Genomic DNA, 17,080 nt, shown 5'->3' on the forward strand with positions numbered 1-17,080 from the left:
GTTCCCATCCCGAACACGGAAGTTAAGCTCTCCAGCGCCGATGGTAGTTGGGGCTAACGCCCCTGCAAGAGTAGGACGTTGCTAGGCAAACAAACAATAGGACCTGACTAAACGTCACGTTTAGTCAGGTCCTTTGTTTATATATAAATCCAAGTTAATAAACGGACATATATTTCATTCCGTCTCGCAAGTCTGCACGGTCCTTATCGTATCGATTTGACAGTACCACTTCCTTAAGCCACTTCCAACTCCGTTCCATAAGATTGAGAGTAGGCGAGTAAGGCGGCAAGAAGAAAAGTGTCAGCCTGTCTTCGTGTTTAGTCAAAAAAGGACGCAGTGCAAGGGCGTGGTGGTAGCGAGCATGGTCCAGCACCAGAATGAGATGCTTTTGCGGATGGCATGGAAGCAAGTATTTCAAGAACTGGTGAAAGGTTTGGGTGTTACACGTGTCCGTTTCCATGCAGAATACCTCTCCTTCTTCTGGATTCACCGCGCCAAACAGGTGAAGTGTCGTCTGAGATTCAGAAACGGGCATTTGTTTTTGTTTTCCTTTCGGCTGCCAGGTGGCATGTAGGGTTTGGACATCACGGATATGGCTTTCATCTTCATATAACAGAACACAGCAGTCGGTCATCACGTTTTTTTATCATGTTCAGCTCACTTTGGAAATTCTGTTGTTTTTGTTCGTTAGCTTTGATCAGGACATACGTCGGTCGCGTATAGCGAAAGCCGAGTCGATGCACCATGAGGCGAATACCTTCCCTTGACATTCCCACATGAAATCGGTTCATGAGAAAGGTTTGGATCAGTTTCGTATTCCAGTACGACTCTTGCGCAAACCCAAGTTCACATGGTGTTTGTTCACTCACGATGGCGATCCACTCATCTTGTTCTTCCAGAGACAAGTAGGTAGGCTTGTGCGAATTGAAGTTCCGGCTCAACAACTGATCGAGACCGCCTTCTGAAAACAGACGAACGTATTCGGATACGCTTTTGCGATTCAAACCGAGGCAAGCAGCAACCTCAATGCCCTTGTATCCTTCCATCACCATCCGAATGGAAGCCACTTGCTTGTACTGCCATGTGTGTTTGGATTGTTTTTCTTGTTGGCGTAATGTATCAATGGTCCAGCCGTGTGTCTCTGTAATTTGCCAAGTTTTCATCTCTACCACTCCTGTCCGTCTATCCTATTTTCAGTGTAGACGGCTCAGAGACGAGATAACCGTATGCCCAAAAAAGAACTTGGATTTATATATAAATGATTTGGTGGTCAACGGCCGCTCTACAAACTTTTTTATCATGTACTTATTGTAGTAGAGGCCAAGATCAGAGATCCGGGGACTCATGAATGGATCTCGACAAGCGACTGTTGCAAAATACGATCAGTTAGTTAAAGCTAAATACTCATACAATAAAAAAGGGACTTTTTCAAATGTTACAGATAAAAACTTATGGATAAACGGATAGGCTTCGCTCGAATAGGAATGTAGCAATTCACTCCACCATTCTGTTTCGTATCGAGAGATCATGCTTAAGTTATATAATAATAAATAATGAAATATAACCTCCTGTTTTTGAAATATCTCTTCGCGTTGTGTCGGAAGACGATATGTTTTCGTGCTCAAATCAAACATAAACGGTTCATGCTCTAATGATTTTAATTGATCAGTACAAATGGCTTTAATATAATTCCCCTCTATTTCAACAGATTCTTTTTGAATCCAGTGCCATTCTGGAATGACATGGCTTATGAAATGAGAAAATGTCATATGGTAATCGTCTAAAATAGTAACTGGAATGAGGATGCATTGTCGAAAAGGATCGTAATGGACTTTCCTTGATAGCTTAGCCCCATAGTAGACTTCAAACAATTCGTGAAGCTCGCTAATGCGCTTTAATAAAGAACGCATTTGAAATTTTTCTCCAGCCATATGTTTCACATGGAACATTTTTTCAGAAAAATGAGTAAACAATCCGTGCTTTTGAACCTTTACTTCGTCATTGAAAAAATTATAATTTTGTTTTTTTTGCTTTCTTGTTGAAACACCATGCGCTAAAACAGATGATGACATGGGATAATCAGCATCTACAGTAAGAATACAAGCTTTTAAAAGCTGGACCATTCCATAAAATAAAAGGACAGGTTGAATTGAGAGAGGAGCTGTTCGAGCTGTCAGATAAAAGCTTTGACCATGCTGTAAATAGTAAAGAAAAGCGTAGCCATTTGCATAACTTTTTTGTTTTGCGTCTTCTCTTCCCGCCTTGGAATAACAACGGTATAACAATTGTTGAACCATGCTTGTAGAATGGAAAGAGGAAAATTTCATCCAAACTTCCTCGCTATGTAACATTGACCATTCCCCTTTCGTTGAAATGATAAAATTGAAAGAAAAATCGAACATTTCCTTGATTCCTTGACAGTATTTTAACCAGTTGTTAAGCTACTAATAATATTTCCGGATGAGGAGGATAAAACATGTGGGAATCTAAATTTGTAAAAGAAGGATTGACCTTTGATGATGTTCTTCTTATTCCTGCAAAATCAGAAGTATTGCCTCGAGATGTAGATGTTAAAACTCAACTTACTCCAACGTTATCGTTAAATATTCCCATTATCAGTGCAGGGATGGATACCGTTACTGAAGCAGAAATGGCGATTGCAATGGCTCGCCAAGGTGGATTAGGAATTATTCATAAAAACATGTCAATCGAACAACAGGCAGAGCAGGTAGACAAAGTTAAGCGTTCAGAACGTGGAGTAATTACTGATCCATTCTTTTTGACTCCAGATCATCAAGTATATGATGCGGAGCACTTGATGGGCAAATATCGCATTTCCGGTGTTCCAATTGTTAATAATGAAACAGAACAAAAGCTGGTCGGCATTATTACCAATCGAGACTTACGTTTTATTCAAGATTACTCCATAAAAATTTCCGATGTCATGACAAAGGAAAACCTAATTACAGCTCCTGTAGGTACTACTTTAGAAGAGGCAGAAAAGATTTTGCAAAAATATAAGGTTGAAAAATTGCCTCTTGTTGACGAAAATGGCGTTTTAAAAGGATTAATCACGATTAAAGACATTGAAAAGGTGATTGAGTTTCCGAACTCAGCAAAGGACGAAAAAGGCCGTTTATTAGTTGGTGCTGCTGTTGGGGTAACAGCTGATACAATGATTCGTGTAAAAAAATTAGTTGAGGCCAATGTGGACGTAATTGTTGTAGATACGGCTCACGGCCATTCAAAAGGTGTTCTTGATATAGTACGAAAAATCCGCGAACAGTATCCGAAGCTAAATATTATTGCAGGAAATGTGGCTACGGCAGAAGCGACAAGAGATTTAATTGAGGCTGGGGCTAATATTATCAAAGTGGGAATTGGACCAGGTTCGATCTGTACGACGCGCGTTGTTGCTGGTGTAGGAGTGCCACAAATCACAGCTATTTATGATTGTGCGACAGAGGCGCGCAAATACGGTGTTCCAATTATTGCAGATGGCGGAATTAAGTATTCAGGCGATATTGTGAAGGCTCTAGCAGCTGGCGCTCATGCCGTAATGCTTGGAAGCCTTTTAGCTGGGGTAACAGAAAGCCCTGGAGAAACCGAAATTTATCAAGGCCGTCGTTTTAAAGTGTACCGTGGAATGGGATCTGTTTCAGCGATGGAAAAAGGAAGTAAGGACCGCTACTTCCAAGAAGATAATAAAAAATTTGTTCCGGAAGGAATCGAAGGCCGTGTGCCTTATAAAGGACCGCTTGCCGATACGATTTATCAACTTGTCGGTGGTTTAAGATCCGGAATGGGCTATTGTGGAACAAAAAATCTAGAAGAATTGCGCGAGAAGTCACAATTTATTCGCATGACAGGTGCAGGATTGCGGGAAAGCCATCCGCATGATGTACAAATCACAAAAGAAGCTCCAAACTATTCCATTTCATAATGATTTGCCTGTTGATGTAACATTAGTAGTTTTTTCAGTGTACAAGCTTTATATGAAAGTTATAGCGCGATTGGAAAGAAGCCGCTCCATTTTTTGACTGTCAGAGGCAAGTCATAGACTTGCCTTCGTCACGCCAAAGTGTGACAGAGAGACGAGCAACAAATGCATTTATCTGGAAGACGTTGTTGTTCGGCCACCTGACTGTCGAAATCAAATAGTCGCTTAGTCGAAGAAGAAGCGAAAATGTTAGCATGCCAAGTTGCATTTCGATCGCTTGAAGCGGAGGAAGGTTCCTCCGTCTATTTTTTTGTATAGGAGTATGTTACAATAACGTTTGTGTAAGGAGGGTGTAAAAGTGAAAAGAAAGAAAAGTATAATAATAGGATTAGTTTTAGTGTTCCTGCTAGCAACGGTTTTTCCATTGAATAAAAAAGTGGAGGCCGCACAGGATCCGATAAATATTGAAGCGGATGCGGCGATACTTGTTGATGCAGGATCAGGAAGAATTTTGTACCAAAAGAATATTGATACCGTTCTTGGAATCGCAAGTATGACAAAAATGATGACAGAATATTTGTTATTAGAAGCAGTGAAACAAAAACGTGTGAAATGGGATCAAGAATATACACCAAGTGATTATGTATACCGTCTGTCACAAGATCGCGATCTATCTAATGTTCCACTAAGAAAAGATGGAAAGTATACCGTTCGTGAGCTTTATGAGGCAATGGCGATCTATTCTGCTAATGCCGCTGCAGTTGCTATCGCTGAAATTGTAGGCGGTTCAGAGGAAAACTTCGTCAGAATGATGAATGAAAAAGCGAAAAAACTGGGGTTACAAGGTTATAAATTTGTCAATGCGACAGGACTAAGCAATCAAGATTTACAAGGATTTCATCCACAAGGAACAGAAGCAAGCGAAGAAAATGTTATGTCAGCTCGTGCTGTTGCTACGTTAGCTTACCATTTACTTAAAGAGTATCCTGAAGTGTTAGAAACCTCGAGCATAACGAAAAAAACATTTAGAGAAGGCACAGACGACCAAATTAAAATGGACAATTGGAACTGGATGCTGCCAGGTCTTGTTTATGGCTATGAGGGAGTAGACGGATTGAAAACAGGATATACAGATTTTGCTGGCTACTGCTTTACAGGAACGGCGGAGAAAAACGGTGTTCGCTTTATTACGGTTGTTATGAATGCAAAAAGCAATGGCAAATCGACCATTAATGCTCGATTCGAGCAAACGAGAAAGCTATTGGATTATGCGTTCAGCAACTATTCATTAAAAGAACTTTATCCAGCAGGGTATCAACAAAAAGGTGACGCTACTTTGCCTGTAACGAGGGGAAAGGAAAAATCAGTAGCTGTTGTCACGAAAAAAACCCTTTCTCTTGTCATAAAAAATGGGGAAGACAAAAACTATAAGCCAGTATATGTGTTTGACAAGAAAAAGCTCAATAAAGATGGAGAGTTAACAGCACCGATCAAAAAAGGCGAAAAAGTTGGATACATGACGGTGCGGTATACGGGAGCTAATGATGATGATTATTTGACACCAAATGGGAAAAGTGCCGTACAGGTAGATGTTGTAGCTAAACAAAGCGTGGAAAAAGCAAATGGATTTGTATTGATGATGAGAGGAATCGGCGGTTTATTCAGCGATATTTGGACAAGTGTGACAAAGACGGTCAAAGGCTGGTTTTAAAAAGCTTCCTCCTCAAGCAGGAGGAGCTTTTTACTTTTTTTATTGTGATTTTTAAAAAAATTGAGGTAAAATAAGAAAATGTAATTAAATTATTTCTTATCGCTTTTCTTTCTTTTTTCATGAAAAAATACGACTACATGAGGTTATTAGGAGGAATCACAAGTGGCTATTACAGGTACAGAGCGTGTCAAACGCGGAATGGCGGAAATGCAAAAAGGCGGCGTTATTATGGATGTGGTAAATGCTGAACAAGCAAAAATCGCAGAAGCTGCTGGAGCTGTAGCGGTTATGGCATTGGAGCGCGTGCCAGCTGATATCCGGGCTGCAGGCGGTGTTGCTCGTATGGCAGATCCAACTGTAGTGGAAGAAGTAATGAAAGCTGTTTCCATTCCGGTAATGGCGAAAGCGCGTATTGGTCATTATGTGGAGGCAAGAGTTCTTGAAGCGTTAGGGGTAGACTATATTGATGAAAGTGAAGTTTTGACTCCTGCTGATGAAGAATTCCATATTGATAAACGCCAATTTACCGTACCATTTGTGTGCGGATGTCGAGATTTAGGGGAGGCAGCTCGTCGGATTGCTGAAGGCGCATCGATGCTGCGGACAAAAGGAGAGCCGGGAACAGGAAATATTGTTGAAGCTGTCCGCCATATGCGCAAAGTGAATGCTCAAGTGCGTAAAGTTGTGAGCATGAGTGAAGATGAGTTGATGACAGAAGCAAAAAATCTCGGCGCTCCGTTTGAAGTGCTGCTTGAGATTAAACGATTAGGCCGGTTACCTGTAGTTAATTTCGCAGCGGGTGGAGTAGCGACTCCTGCGGATGCTGCTTTAATGATGTACTTAGGAGCAGATGGCGTATTTGTAGGGTCTGGTATTTTCAAATCAGAGAATCCGGAGAAATATGCGCGTGCGATTGTTGAAGCAACGACTCATTACGAAGACTATGAACTAATTGCTCATCTTTCTAAAGGGTTAGGCGGGGCGATGAGAGGAATCGATATTTCGTCGTTATTACCTGAACAACGCATGCAAGAACGCGGCTGGTAATCAAGGGAGAAGGTTAAGATGATAAAAATTGGTGTTTTAGGTTTGCAAGGAGCTGTCCGAGAGCACGTTCAGTCGATTGAATCGTGTGGAGCTGAAGCGACTGTCATCAAAAAAATGGAGCAGCTTCAAGAAATCGATGGTCTTATTATTCCAGGTGGCGAGAGTACGACGATGCGTCGGCTAATGGATCAATACGGTTTTATAATGCCGTTAAAGGAGTTTGCTGCACAAGGTAAACCCATCTTTGGAACGTGCGCAGGCTTGATTATGTTAGCTAAACGTATTGTTGGATATGATGAACCACATCTTGGTTTAATGGATATTACTGTTGAACGGAATTCATTTGGCCGTCAGCGGGAAAGCTTTGAAGCGGAACTGTCAATTACTGGAGTCGCTGATGATTTTGTTGGTGTCTTTATTCGTGCACCACATATTGTTGAAGTTGGAGAAGAGGTAGAAATTTTAGCAAAGCACGAGGGACGAATAGTCGCTGCGAGACAGGGACAATTTTTAGGATGCTCTTTCCATCCAGAATTAACAGAAGATCATCGAATGACACAGTATTTTATAAATATGGTTAAAGAATCGATGGAATAAAACCATTGCATCTTGCCGAACCTTGTAGTACATTATTTTTATTAAAAGTGAATGAGCGTTAAAGTGATGAAAGGAAATAGTAGCAGGAATGTTTCTCTTCAGAGAATCGGTGGGTGGTGCGAACCGATGGGAAACGCTTGTGAATCCATCCTTGAGCGAAATGCCGAACGCTTGAACGCAAGTAAGCATTTCCGGTGTCAAGCCGTTACCAATTTGAGTGGAAGACATTTTGTCTTCAATTAGGGTGGCAACGCGGGTTACTCTCGTCCCTTGGTTTAATAAGGGGACGAGAGTTTTTTATTTTAGGAATAAAAAAGGAGGAACAAGAGATGTTAGATTTGAAATTTTTGCGCACGAATTTAGCGGAAGTGAAAGAAAAGCTGAAACATCGTGGTGAAGATTTAACGGATTTTACTCGTTTTGAAGAGCTTGATCAGAAGCGGAGGGAGCTCATTGCTAAAGCAGAGGAGCTAAAAAGTAAACGGAACGAGGTATCTCAACAAATCGCTATTTTAAAGCGGGAAAAGCAAGATGCTGATCATTTGATCACTGAAATGCGTGAAGTTGGCGATCGCATTAAAGTGTTGGATCATGAATTGCGACAAGTCGAAGAGACGTTAGAGATGTTATTGCTTTCGATTCCGAATATTCCACATGAATCTGTGCCGATCGGGGAATCTGAAGAGGATAATGTGGAAATCCGCAAATGGGGAGAACCTCGTGCGTTTTCATTTGAAGCGAAGCCACATTGGGAAATTGCTGATCAGCTTGGCATTTTGGATTTTGAGCGTGCAGCGAAAGTGACAGGAAGCCGATTTGTATTTTATAAAGGATTAGGTGCTCGGTTAGAGCGAGCGCTTATTAGTTTCATGCTTGATCTGCATGTAGAAGAGCATGGATATGAAGAAGTGCTCCCTCCATATATTGTAAATCGTTCTAGCATGACAGGAACAGGTCAATTGCCCAAATTTGAAGAGGATGCGTTTCGAATTGAAAGCGAGGATTATTTTTTAATTCCTACGGCAGAAGTGCCTGTGACTAATCTGCACCGCGACGAAATTTTATCAGCAGAAGACTTGCCGCTCAACTATGTGGCATATAGTGCATGCTTCCGTTCAGAGGCCGGTTCAGCTGGCCGCGATACAAGAGGACTAATTCGCCAGCATCAATTTAACAAAGTGGAGCTTGTGAAATTTGTGAAGCCTGAGGACTCTTATGCGGAGCTAGAAAAATTAACGAGCCATGCTGAGAAGGTGCTTCAGTTGCTAGAACTGCCTTATCGTGTGATGAGCATGTGCACAGGTGATTTAGGATTTACAGCGGCTAAAAAATATGATATCGAAGTTTGGCTCCCAAGCTACGGCACTTACCGAGAAATTTCTTCTTGCAGCAACTTCGAGTCATTCCAAGCGCGCCGTGCTAATATTCGTTTTCGCCGAGATCCAAAAGCGAAACCTGAACACGTTCATACGCTTAATGGATCTGGTTTAGCTATTGGCCGGACAGTGGCTGCTATTTTGGAAAATTATCAGCAAGAGGATGGCACTGTCTTAATTCCAAAAGTGTTGCGTCCTTATATGGGAAATAAAGAAGTCATCCGATAATTATCGGATCAGGAGTAACGGCAAAAATAATAGAAAGATGACTTAAAATATCGGAGGCAAGTCACTGGCTTGCCTTCCGACTGTGATTTTTTATTGATGCCGTTCGTTTCTATTTACACAGCACAAGGATAGCAAGCGAATGAATTTTGTCTGGTACCACGATTATTTTCTTTATATTTCGAATATGGGGGAAAAGGATGAAAAGTATTGACGGATGTATTTTCGTATGGTAAAGTAATTCTTGTCGATAAGGAGGAGTACCCAAGTCTGGCTGAAGGGGTCGGTCTTGAAAACCGAGAGGCGTCGAGAGGCGCGCGGGGGTTCGAATCCCTCCTCCTCCGCCATCAGTTCGTTTAAAGCACCACTGCGCATAAATGGAGATTGTTATTCGAAACGATTCGTTACTTTATTGTAACGAATTTTTTATTTTGCGCTTTGCCCGCTTTATAAAAAACCGCCTCAGAATAGGCGGTTATCTTTTTAAACAGCGGTATTGATGAAGAATGTGAGCCATTTTTTCGATAATTGGCTCAATGGATTGATCGTCTTCCAATAGATCGTAGTCATTAATATTAATGCGAAGTACAGGGCAGGCATTAAAGCTATTAATCCATTGTTCATAACGATCATACATTTCTTTCCAATATTCTATTGGAGTTTGTTGCTCCATAGGCCGGCCGCGCTCTTGAATTCGCCGTAAAATTTCTTCAAAGCTTCCCTCTAAATAAATGACCAAATCTGGGTGAGGAAAATAAGGAGTCATCACCATCGCTTCAAATAAGCTCGTATATGTTTCATAATCGACTTTTGTCATTGTTCCTTTCTCAAAATGCATTTTGGCAAAGATGCCCGTATCCTCATAAATGGAGCGATCTTGCACAAATCCTCCACCATATTCGAAGATTCGTTTTTGTTCTTTGAATCGTTCGGCAAGAAAATAAATTTGCAAGTGGAAGCTCCATCGTTGAAAATCAGCATAAAATTTGTCCAAATATGGGTTTGTATCTACTTTTTCAAAAGAAGTGCGAAACTGTAGTGCTTTGGCAAGAGCTTTCGTCATTGTTGATTTTCCGACGCCGACCGTCCCGGCAATTGTAATGACAGCATCATGCGGAATATGATATTTTTCACGTAAGTTCATTGCAGTTAACTCCTTCTAATCCATTTTTGATTTGTTCAAATATGTAGAGTAAATCTGATTTACGCTGGACAAAATCAAGCTTGTCCCCATCAAAATGTAAAATAGGAATGTGCGGCTTTTCTTTTTTTAACAATTCCATTGTTCGTTCATACGCAATGGATAGTTCATGTAAATACAATGGATCGATCTTTTTTTCGATCTTCCTTCCTCTCATCTTGATTCTGTGTAGCAATGTATCGAGACTCGCATTGAGATAGATGATCATATTAGGCTCTGGCATATCATCCGTTAAGATGTGGTATATTTTTAAGTATTTTTGATATTGATCATATCTTAATGTTCTTTCTGCAAAAATGAGGTTTTTTAGAATGTGATAATCAGCCACGACAGGCTTTTGTTTTTTCAGAAAATCGCGATTGATATCTTCTAATTGCTTATAGCGATTGCAGAGAAAGAACATTTCTGTTTGAAAGCTCCACTCTTCAATATTTTCATAAAATTTCCCGAGAAATGGATTTTCGTCAACGATTTCTTTTAGTAAATGATAATGAAATTGTTCAGAAATAGCTTTGGCTAGCGATGTTTTTCCAACCCCAATCGGTCCCTCTACCGCAATAAACGGTACGATCCCCATGTGACGCCCCTCCTTGATCGTTCAAAGTCTATTTAGACAGACAGGTTTTATTTTAGCATATACGATAAGAGAAAAGGGAGAGATCAATAAAAGAAATAGCACTTGAATATCAAGTGCTTTCTACCTCTTTATAACATTGAAATTATCAGTGATGAGAAGCCAATTTTGTGGGAAATCTAAACCAAGCTTCCAATAGCTAACGCCCCTTAAGCCGAGCTCTTTGACTAAATCAAATTTGGCTTGTATGGAACGAGCATCTTCAAACCATACTTGATGATCGTTTCCGTTTTCGTCCCGATAACGAAAATGAGGGGCTTGTGCTTTTGAATCATATTCGATCGCAGCATGATAACGGTTGGCAAGACGGATTGCTTGTTGCGGACTAATAGCTTGGGCGTATTTCCCCCCAGGAACATATGGAAGCGTCCAATCATAGCCGTATAAATTTTGTCCCATCATAATTTTTGAAGCAGGCATTTCGGTGATCGCATACTCTAATACTTGTCGAACAGGACCGATTGGTGAAACGGGCATTGGCGGTCCGCCGCTATATCCCCATTCATAGGTCATAATCACAACGAAATCAACAATTTGGCCGTGAGCTCTATAATCGTGTGCTTCGTACCAGCGGCCTTTTTGTGTAGCACTTGTTTTTGGAGCGAGAGCGGTTGACATTAACCAACCTTCTCGATTAAATCGTTGTTTAGCTTTACGTAAAAAGGCGCTATATGCGTCTCGATCAGCGGGACGTAAATATTCCATGTCGAAATGGATATCACGAAAACCATACCGTTTGGCTGTAGAAACGATGTTTTCAAGAAATCGGTTTTGCAGTGCTTCGTTATTCAAGATAATAGATCCTAATTCATCGCTAAATTGGTCATTTTCAATATTGGTGATTACCATCATTAATGTTACATTATCCGCACGTGCAATAGAAGGAAAGTTATTAAGAAGCGGCTCTTTTAATGTTCCATCTCTTTGAATACGAAAGCTAAATGGGGCGAGGTATGTTAAGTATGGAGCAGCACTCCGCGCGCTTTCCTCCAAAACAGGAAGCACGTTCGCCGTCCGCGGCTCGACATATCCATTAAATTCAGCGTTTCTTTTTGGGAGCGGTGGAATATATAAACGCTGTCCAATTTGTAGAGGGGTGTTTATTTGTATACGATTGATTTGAGCAAGCTGTTGCGGTGTTGTTTGAAACTGTCTAGCGATTGACCAAAGGCTGTCTCCTGATTTTATCCAATAAAATCTCCCAACAATCGGAATGACGACGGTTTGGCCCACAACGAGTGAATTTGGCGTTTCAATTTTGTTGGCACGAATAATCTCTTCAGGAGTCGTATTGTAAGCTTGAGCAATTCCCGTCAGAGTTTGTCCTTGCTGTACAACATGAATTTGCATATATTCCCTCCTAGTTGCCTCTTTCCTTCTTCATATTTTATGATTAAGAAAAAAGCGAAATGACGGTTATTTTAGTGAGGGTTTAATCATGAATGATGAGTACTATATGCAGTTAGCGATTGAAGAAGCTAAAAAAGCAGAGAAAATAGGAGAGGTGCCGATTGGGGCTATTATTGTAAAAAATGGTGAAATTATTGCAAGCGCTCATAATTTGCGGGAAACTGAGCAACGGGCTATTGCTCACGCTGAAATATTAGCGATTGATCAAGCGTGTGAGGCGATGGGGTCATGGCGTCTTGAAGACGCGACACTATACGTCACATTAGAACCATGTGCGATGTGCGCCGGAGCTATTGTTCTTTCAAGGATAAAGAGGGTGGTGTTTGGCGCGAGCGATCCAAAAGGAGGATGTGCTGGAACGCTGATGAATTTATTGCAAGAGTCCAGGTTTAACCATCAAACAGAGGTGGTAGGTGGTGTACGGCAAGAAGAATGCGGCCGTATTCTCAGCGATTTTTTCCGACAGCTAAGAATCAGAAAAAAACAGAAAGATGAAAAGACTGGCGAACATTCCAAATAAATTACCATCTGCATTCATTGCTTTTTTTAAAAAAAGACGATATACTTATATTTGCCGTGCTAAGTGGGGAGGTAGCGGTGCCCTGTACTCGCAATCCGCTCTAGCGAGACCGAATTCCTTCCCGAGGTTAGTATGTTGTGAGGTCTGTCTTAAGCAAGTGGTGTTGACGTCTGGGTCCCACGCAATGGGATTCCGTGAACCCTGTCAGGTCCGGAAGGAAGCAGCAGTAAGCGGATGCTCCCATGTGCCGTGGGGGAGCCTGGACTGAGCTAACTGCTTAAGCAACGCTTGGGGCAGCTAATCGACGGAAGGTGCACGGTATACCATACATAAGTCAATCTCACTCTTTACAAAGAGTGGGTTTTTTTTATTTTGTTTTGTGTTTTGAAAAACGATTAAGACATTATATAATAAATAAGATAAGAGAAAAGAGGAGGGCCGTTTTTGTGACATATCAAGCGCTATATCGTGTGTTTCGGCCGCAGTTATTCGCTGATGTTGTCGGTCAGGAGCATGTAACGAAAACATTGCAAAGTGCCCTGCTTCAAAATAAAATATCCCACGCTTATCTTTTTTCTGGTCCACGTGGTACAGGTAAAACAAGCGCTGCGAAAATTTTGGCGAAGGCTGTAAATTGCGAGAGGGCGCCAGTAGCTGAGCCATGTAACGAATGTCCAGCTTGTGTTGGCATCACGAACGGTTCTATTCCAGATGTATTAGAAATTGATGCAGCATCCAATAATGGAGTAGATGAAATTCGTGATATTCGTGAGAAAGTAAAATTTGCACCTACTTCTGTACGATATAAGGTGTATATTGTAGATGAGGTGCATATGCTTTCGATCGGTGCTTTTAACGCATTATTAAAGACGTTAGAAGAGCCTCCAAAGCATGTCATTTTTATTTTAGCGACAACCGAGCCGCATAAAATTCCGCCTACTATTATTTCGCGTTGTCAACGCTTTGATTTTCGTAGAATTCAGCCTCATTCGATCGTTTCGAGATTAAGACAAGTGATCGATGCACAGCATATTAGGGCTTCTGATGAAGCGCTATTTGCAATCGCCCGCGCAGCGGACGGAGGTATGCGCGACGCATTAAGCTTGCTTGATCAAGCCATTTCCTTCAGCGAAGAAGAAGTATTGCTGGAAGATGTGCTTTCTATGACAGGAGCAGTATCTTCTTTTATGTTGACTGATCTTGTCCGAGCTGTTCACCAAAAAAATGTGGCGGAAGCTTTACGGCTTTTAGAGCAATTTATGGATCAGGGAAAGGATTCAAATCGCTTGATCGAGGATTTAATCTTTTATTATCGAGATCTTCTGTTATACAAGACAGCTCCAGATTTAAGCGGCATGATAAGAGAGGTGTTGGTGGATCAGGAGTTTCAGCAGCTTGCTCAAATGATTCCTGTGTCCTCTATTTACGAAACAATCGAAATTTTAAATAAAAGTCAGCAGGAAATGAAATGGACGAATCATCCACGTATTTTTTTAGAAGTTGCTTTAGTCAAGCTTTGTCATCAAGAGCACCAGTCTCCATCATTACCTGCAGCAGAAGACATGCGTCATCTGATAAAGAAAATCGAAAATCTGGAGACAGAGCTGCTTCGTTTGAAAGAACAAGGGATTTCTGCGCCACCTCAAGATTCTGTATCTGTCCAAACGAAAAAAACGACAAAACCATTGAAAACAAGCGGATATAAAACGCCTGTCGGCCGCATTCATGAAATATTAAAGCAGGCCACACACCAAGATTTATTATTAATTAAAAGCCATTGGGCAGAAGTACTCGATATTTTAAAAAAGCAAAATAAAGTATCACATGCTGCTCTATTGCAGGAAAGTGAGCCAGTTGCAGCAAGCCCTCAGGCATTTGTTTTAAAATTTAAATACGAAATTCATTGTAAAATGGCAGCTGATAATACGAACCAAGTAAAGGAAAACGTAGAAGCCATTTTGTTTGATTTGACGCAGCGTCATGTTGAAATGATCGCTGTTCCTGATGAAGAATGGGGAGCGATAAGAGAAGAGTTTATTCGTGAAAAAGGAATGCAAAGAGACAAAGAACCTCGGCGGGAGGAGGATTCGCTTATTGCGGAAGCCAAACGATTGTTTGGAGAAGATTTAATCGAAATTAAAGAATAATCTTAAAGGAGGAATTGATCATGATGCGTGGAATGGGAAACATGCAAAAAATGATGAAGCAAATGCAAAAAATGCAAAAAGATATGCAAAAAGCACAAGAAGAGCTCGCTGAAAAACAAGTAGAGGGAACAGCTGGGGGCGGCATGGTCACTGTAGTTGCAAATGGCCATAAGCAAATTTTGGAGGTGAAAATTAAAGAAGAGGTTGTCGATCCTGAGGATATTGAGATGCTGCAAGACTTAATTTTAGCTGCAACAAATGATGCATTGAAAAAAGTAGATGAGCTGACAGCGGAAACGATGGGACAATTTACAAAAGGTTTAAATATCCCAGGCCTGTTCTAGGAGGATGTTTCATGCATTATCCAGAGCCGATATCCAAATTAATTGACAGCTTTATGAAATTGCCGGGAATTGGACCGAAAACAGCGGTGCGGCTCGCTTTTTTTGTCCTTGATATGAAAGAAGATACTGTATTAGACTTTGCTAAAGCGTTAGTAAACGCCAAGCGCAATTTGTCTTATTGTACGGTGTGCGGCCATATTACAGATAGGGATCCGTGCTATATTTGTGAAGATGAAAGACGGGACCAAACGACGATCTGCGTAGTTCAAGAGTCGAAAGATGTGATCGCAATGGAAAAAATGAAAGAGTACAACGGACTGTATCATGTCTTGCATGGAGCTATTTCTCCAATGGATGGCATCGGTCCAGAAGATATCAAAATTCCTGAACTGCTAAAGCGTCTTCAGGATGAAACGGTGCAGGAGGTTATTTTAGCTACAAACCCTAACATCGAAGGAGAAGCGACAGCTATGTATATATCAAGGCTCCTGAAGCCAACAGGCATCAAAGTAACCCGGATTGCTCATGGATTGCCAGTAGGAGGAGACCTAGAATATGCAGATGAAGTGACGCTTTCCAAGGCTCTTGAAGGTCGCCGAGAATTATAAGAAAATTTAGTTGAGGTGAGTCGCGTGCTTTGGCGACGCAAAGGATGGTTAAAAAAGCAATTCGATCAGCGATTAATTGAAGAACTGGAAGTAACGAGAGAGGAATGGATGAAACAAAAGCAGCTTATTGAGAAAAGCATAGAGCCTTCACAGGAAGTACTCATCGATGTAAAAATTGCTGAAGCGAAATATTTTTTTCTTATTCGAGAAGCAAAGCTTCGGCGTCTATCATTAAAAGGAGCGAGATAAGCTCCTTTTTTTGTTCTTTTTTTGTCATGTACGCATAATGTTGAAGTAGTACAAGCAATCTTTATATAAAGGGGCGGATATAATGGAACCCAAAATGGTGATTACTTTGTTTTTTTGTGCCATTGTTCTTTTGTTGTTTGTGGGAACACCCTTAAAGCCCATTCGTTTTTTTGGTTACGGGGCTATTAAATTAATGATCGGAGCGTTATTTTTATTTGTTTTAAATGCTATTGGAACTTCTTTTAATATTCATGTACCCATTAACCTTTTAACATCATTTATATCTGGATTTTTAGGAATTCCCGGAGTGGCTGCTTTAGTGATTATTCAAAAATATATTCTTCTATAAAAGAAGTTACCTTCGACAAATACGATTTGAAAAAGAAATGATAGAGCTTTAGCAAGAGAAAAGTGACGTATATTTTCGAAGATCAGGGATCGCACGTGGTGATTATCCATTATTTTAATGAAAAATGCAGAATGATCTAGCTAAACATCCTAAACATCATCTTTTCTGCTTCTCTTCTTGAACAAGAACGCCAGCGGGCAAATTCATTTGCCCGCTAAATATTCGCTGTTCGAGAAAGGCATGCTTAAGCTTTCAGTCGGCAAACAAAGGGCTTGCTGACTGTGGCAGAAAAGCGAGAAATAGAGTGATTTCAATTGGCTTTTATCGGATGATTAACATGTGCTTGGTTAGAAATAAATTTTTTGCTACATAAACGCATAACGAAGCCCAAGTTTCGAAAAACAGTATAAACTTCATCTCTAAAAACAAATGCTAGCAGGGGAGGTCTATAGTAAGGAAAGCATTGTTCTTTACATTCCGGCTGCGGAATAAAAGAACATTATTTTTTAGAAAAAGCTATTGACTCTTGTTTTATTATATGATAAATTAAAGAACGTCGTTGCTGATTCCGATAAAAAGCAGTTGACAGCAAACAAAGATATATGTAAAATATAAAAAGTGCAGTAAGTTCTTTGAAAACTGAACAAAACGAAGCGTTAATCGAAAAATTTCGGTATGGTCAACCGAAATTTAAATAATAGCCAATCAACTTTCTTTTGGAG

17 protein-coding genes, 1 tRNA gene, 1 rRNA gene, 1 other RNA gene and 1 other annotated feature are annotated in these 17,080 nt (G+C 40.7%); of the genes, 14 read left to right on the top strand and 6 right to left on the bottom strand.

What is annotated here, in order from left to right:
- Window positions 1-87, top strand: a 5S ribosomal RNA gene (rrf, locus tag GGQ95_RS17835); the annotation flags it as partial.
- Between the two features lie 67 nt (window positions 88-154).
- On the opposite strand, the gene GGQ95_RS17840 is transcribed toward rrf, so the two are convergent.
- The 3 genes from GGQ95_RS17840 to GGQ95_RS17850 form a co-directional block, all read right to left on the bottom strand.
- Window positions 155-634, bottom strand: coding sequence for an IS630 family transposase (locus GGQ95_RS17840; protein WP_244963794.1), 480 nt, complete (start codon window positions 632-634; stop codon window positions 155-157).
- Entirely contained in the window at window positions 606-1,163 is a 558-nt protein-coding gene (locus tag GGQ95_RS17845; protein WP_183187246.1) for a winged helix-turn-helix domain-containing protein, read from the bottom strand. The genes GGQ95_RS17840 and GGQ95_RS17845 overlap by 29 nt, the downstream gene beginning before the upstream one ends.
- Before the next feature lie 219 nt (window positions 1,164-1,382).
- Window positions 1,383-2,351, bottom strand: a complete 969-nt coding sequence (locus GGQ95_RS17850; RefSeq protein ID WP_183187247.1) for a YaaC family protein — start codon at window positions 2,349-2,351, stop codon at window positions 1,383-1,385.
- Between the two features lie 125 nt (window positions 2,352-2,476).
- Between GGQ95_RS17850 and guaB the strand changes: the two genes are divergently transcribed.
- The 6 genes from guaB to GGQ95_RS17880 all read left to right on the top strand — a co-directional run bounded on the left by guaB (window position 2,477) and on the right by GGQ95_RS17880 (window position 9,243).
- Window positions 2,477-3,943 (top strand): IMP dehydrogenase, encoded by a 1,467-nt coding sequence (guaB, locus tag GGQ95_RS17855; RefSeq protein ID WP_080859816.1) that lies wholly within the window; start codon window positions 2,477-2,479, stop codon window positions 3,941-3,943.
- A 400-nt stretch (window positions 3,944-4,343) separates the two neighbouring features.
- Window positions 4,344-5,651 carry a serine hydrolase gene (locus tag GGQ95_RS17860; protein WP_376768718.1) on the top strand — a complete coding sequence of 436 codons (1,308 nt, stop codon included), beginning with the start codon at window positions 4,344-4,346 and terminating at the stop codon, window positions 5,649-5,651.
- Between the two features lie 162 nt (window positions 5,652-5,813).
- Complete coding sequence (gene pdxS / locus GGQ95_RS17865) at window positions 5,814-6,698, top strand: pyridoxal 5'-phosphate synthase lyase subunit PdxS (RefSeq protein WP_044745781.1); 885 nt, start codon at window positions 5,814-5,816, stop codon at window positions 6,696-6,698.
- An 18-nt stretch (window positions 6,699-6,716) separates the two neighbouring features.
- A complete protein-coding gene (gene pdxT, locus GGQ95_RS17870) occupies window positions 6,717-7,295 on the top strand; it encodes a pyridoxal 5'-phosphate synthase glutaminase subunit PdxT (RefSeq protein WP_183187249.1) in 579 nt (192 codons plus the stop codon).
- Between the two features lie 57 nt (window positions 7,296-7,352).
- Window positions 7,353-7,569: a binding site (T-box leader), on the top strand.
- Between the two features lie 55 nt (window positions 7,570-7,624).
- Window positions 7,625-8,899 carry a serine--tRNA ligase gene (serS, locus tag GGQ95_RS17875; protein WP_044745779.1) on the top strand — a complete coding sequence of 425 codons (1,275 nt, stop codon included), beginning with the start codon at window positions 7,625-7,627 and terminating at the stop codon, window positions 8,897-8,899.
- A gap of 251 nt (window positions 8,900-9,150) precedes the next feature.
- Window positions 9,151-9,243 (top strand) — tRNA-Ser (locus GGQ95_RS17880).
- 128 nt (window positions 9,244-9,371) lie between these two features.
- On the opposite strand, the gene GGQ95_RS17885 is transcribed toward GGQ95_RS17880, so the two are convergent.
- The 3 genes from GGQ95_RS17885 to GGQ95_RS17895 all read right to left on the bottom strand — a co-directional run bounded on the left by GGQ95_RS17885 (window position 9,372) and on the right by GGQ95_RS17895 (window position 12,081).
- Window positions 9,372-10,040 carry a deoxynucleoside kinase gene (locus GGQ95_RS17885; protein WP_066145278.1) on the bottom strand — a complete coding sequence of 223 codons (669 nt, stop codon included), beginning with the start codon at window positions 10,038-10,040 and terminating at the stop codon, window positions 9,372-9,374.
- On the bottom strand, window positions 10,027-10,674 hold the full coding sequence (locus GGQ95_RS17890; protein WP_066145274.1) for a deoxynucleoside kinase: 648 nt from the start codon (window positions 10,672-10,674) through the stop codon (window positions 10,027-10,029). Before GGQ95_RS17890 ends, GGQ95_RS17885 begins: the two co-directional genes overlap by 14 nt.
- 120 nt (window positions 10,675-10,794) lie before the next feature.
- Window positions 10,795-12,081: a glycoside hydrolase family 18 protein gene (locus tag GGQ95_RS17895; protein WP_066145268.1), complete on the bottom strand. Its 1,287-nt coding sequence runs from the start codon at window positions 12,079-12,081 to the stop codon at window positions 10,795-10,797.
- An 85-nt stretch (window positions 12,082-12,166) separates the two neighbouring features.
- On the opposite strand from GGQ95_RS17895, the gene tadA reads away from it, so the two are divergent.
- From tadA to GGQ95_RS17930, 7 genes are all read left to right on the top strand, one after another.
- Window positions 12,167-12,661: a tRNA adenosine(34) deaminase TadA gene (gene tadA / locus GGQ95_RS17900; RefSeq protein ID WP_442882615.1), complete on the top strand. Its 495-nt coding sequence runs from the start codon at window positions 12,167-12,169 to the stop codon at window positions 12,659-12,661.
- A gap of 54 nt (window positions 12,662-12,715) precedes the next feature.
- An RNA gene (gene ffs, locus GGQ95_RS17905) (signal recognition particle sRNA large type) lies at window positions 12,716-12,980 on the top strand.
- Between the two features lie 127 nt (window positions 12,981-13,107).
- On the top strand, window positions 13,108-14,808 hold the full coding sequence (dnaX, locus tag GGQ95_RS17910) for a DNA polymerase III subunit gamma/tau (protein WP_183187250.1): 1,701 nt from the start codon (window positions 13,108-13,110) through the stop codon (window positions 14,806-14,808).
- Window positions 14,809-14,828: 20 nt separating this feature from the next.
- Window positions 14,829-15,152, top strand: a complete 324-nt coding sequence (locus GGQ95_RS17915) for a YbaB/EbfC family nucleoid-associated protein (RefSeq protein WP_044745773.1) — start codon at window positions 14,829-14,831, stop codon at window positions 15,150-15,152.
- A gap of 11 nt (window positions 15,153-15,163) precedes the next feature.
- A complete protein-coding gene (recR, locus tag GGQ95_RS17920; protein ID WP_044745772.1) occupies window positions 15,164-15,760 on the top strand; it encodes a recombination mediator RecR in 597 nt (198 codons plus the stop codon).
- A gap of 24 nt (window positions 15,761-15,784) precedes the next feature.
- Window positions 15,785-16,009, top strand: a complete 225-nt coding sequence (locus GGQ95_RS17925) for a YaaL family protein (RefSeq protein ID WP_044745771.1) — start codon at window positions 15,785-15,787, stop codon at window positions 16,007-16,009.
- A gap of 82 nt (window positions 16,010-16,091) precedes the next feature.
- Window positions 16,092-16,358, top strand: coding sequence for a pro-sigmaK processing inhibitor BofA family protein (locus GGQ95_RS17930; RefSeq protein WP_044745770.1), 267 nt, complete (start codon window positions 16,092-16,094; stop codon window positions 16,356-16,358).
- Window positions 16,359-17,080 lie beyond the last annotated feature (722 nt).

Origin of the sequence: Anoxybacteroides rupiense (assembly GCF_014196195.1) — a bacterium.
Classification (GTDB): domain Bacteria; phylum Bacillota; class Bacilli; order Bacillales; family Anoxybacillaceae; genus Anoxybacteroides; species Anoxybacteroides rupiense.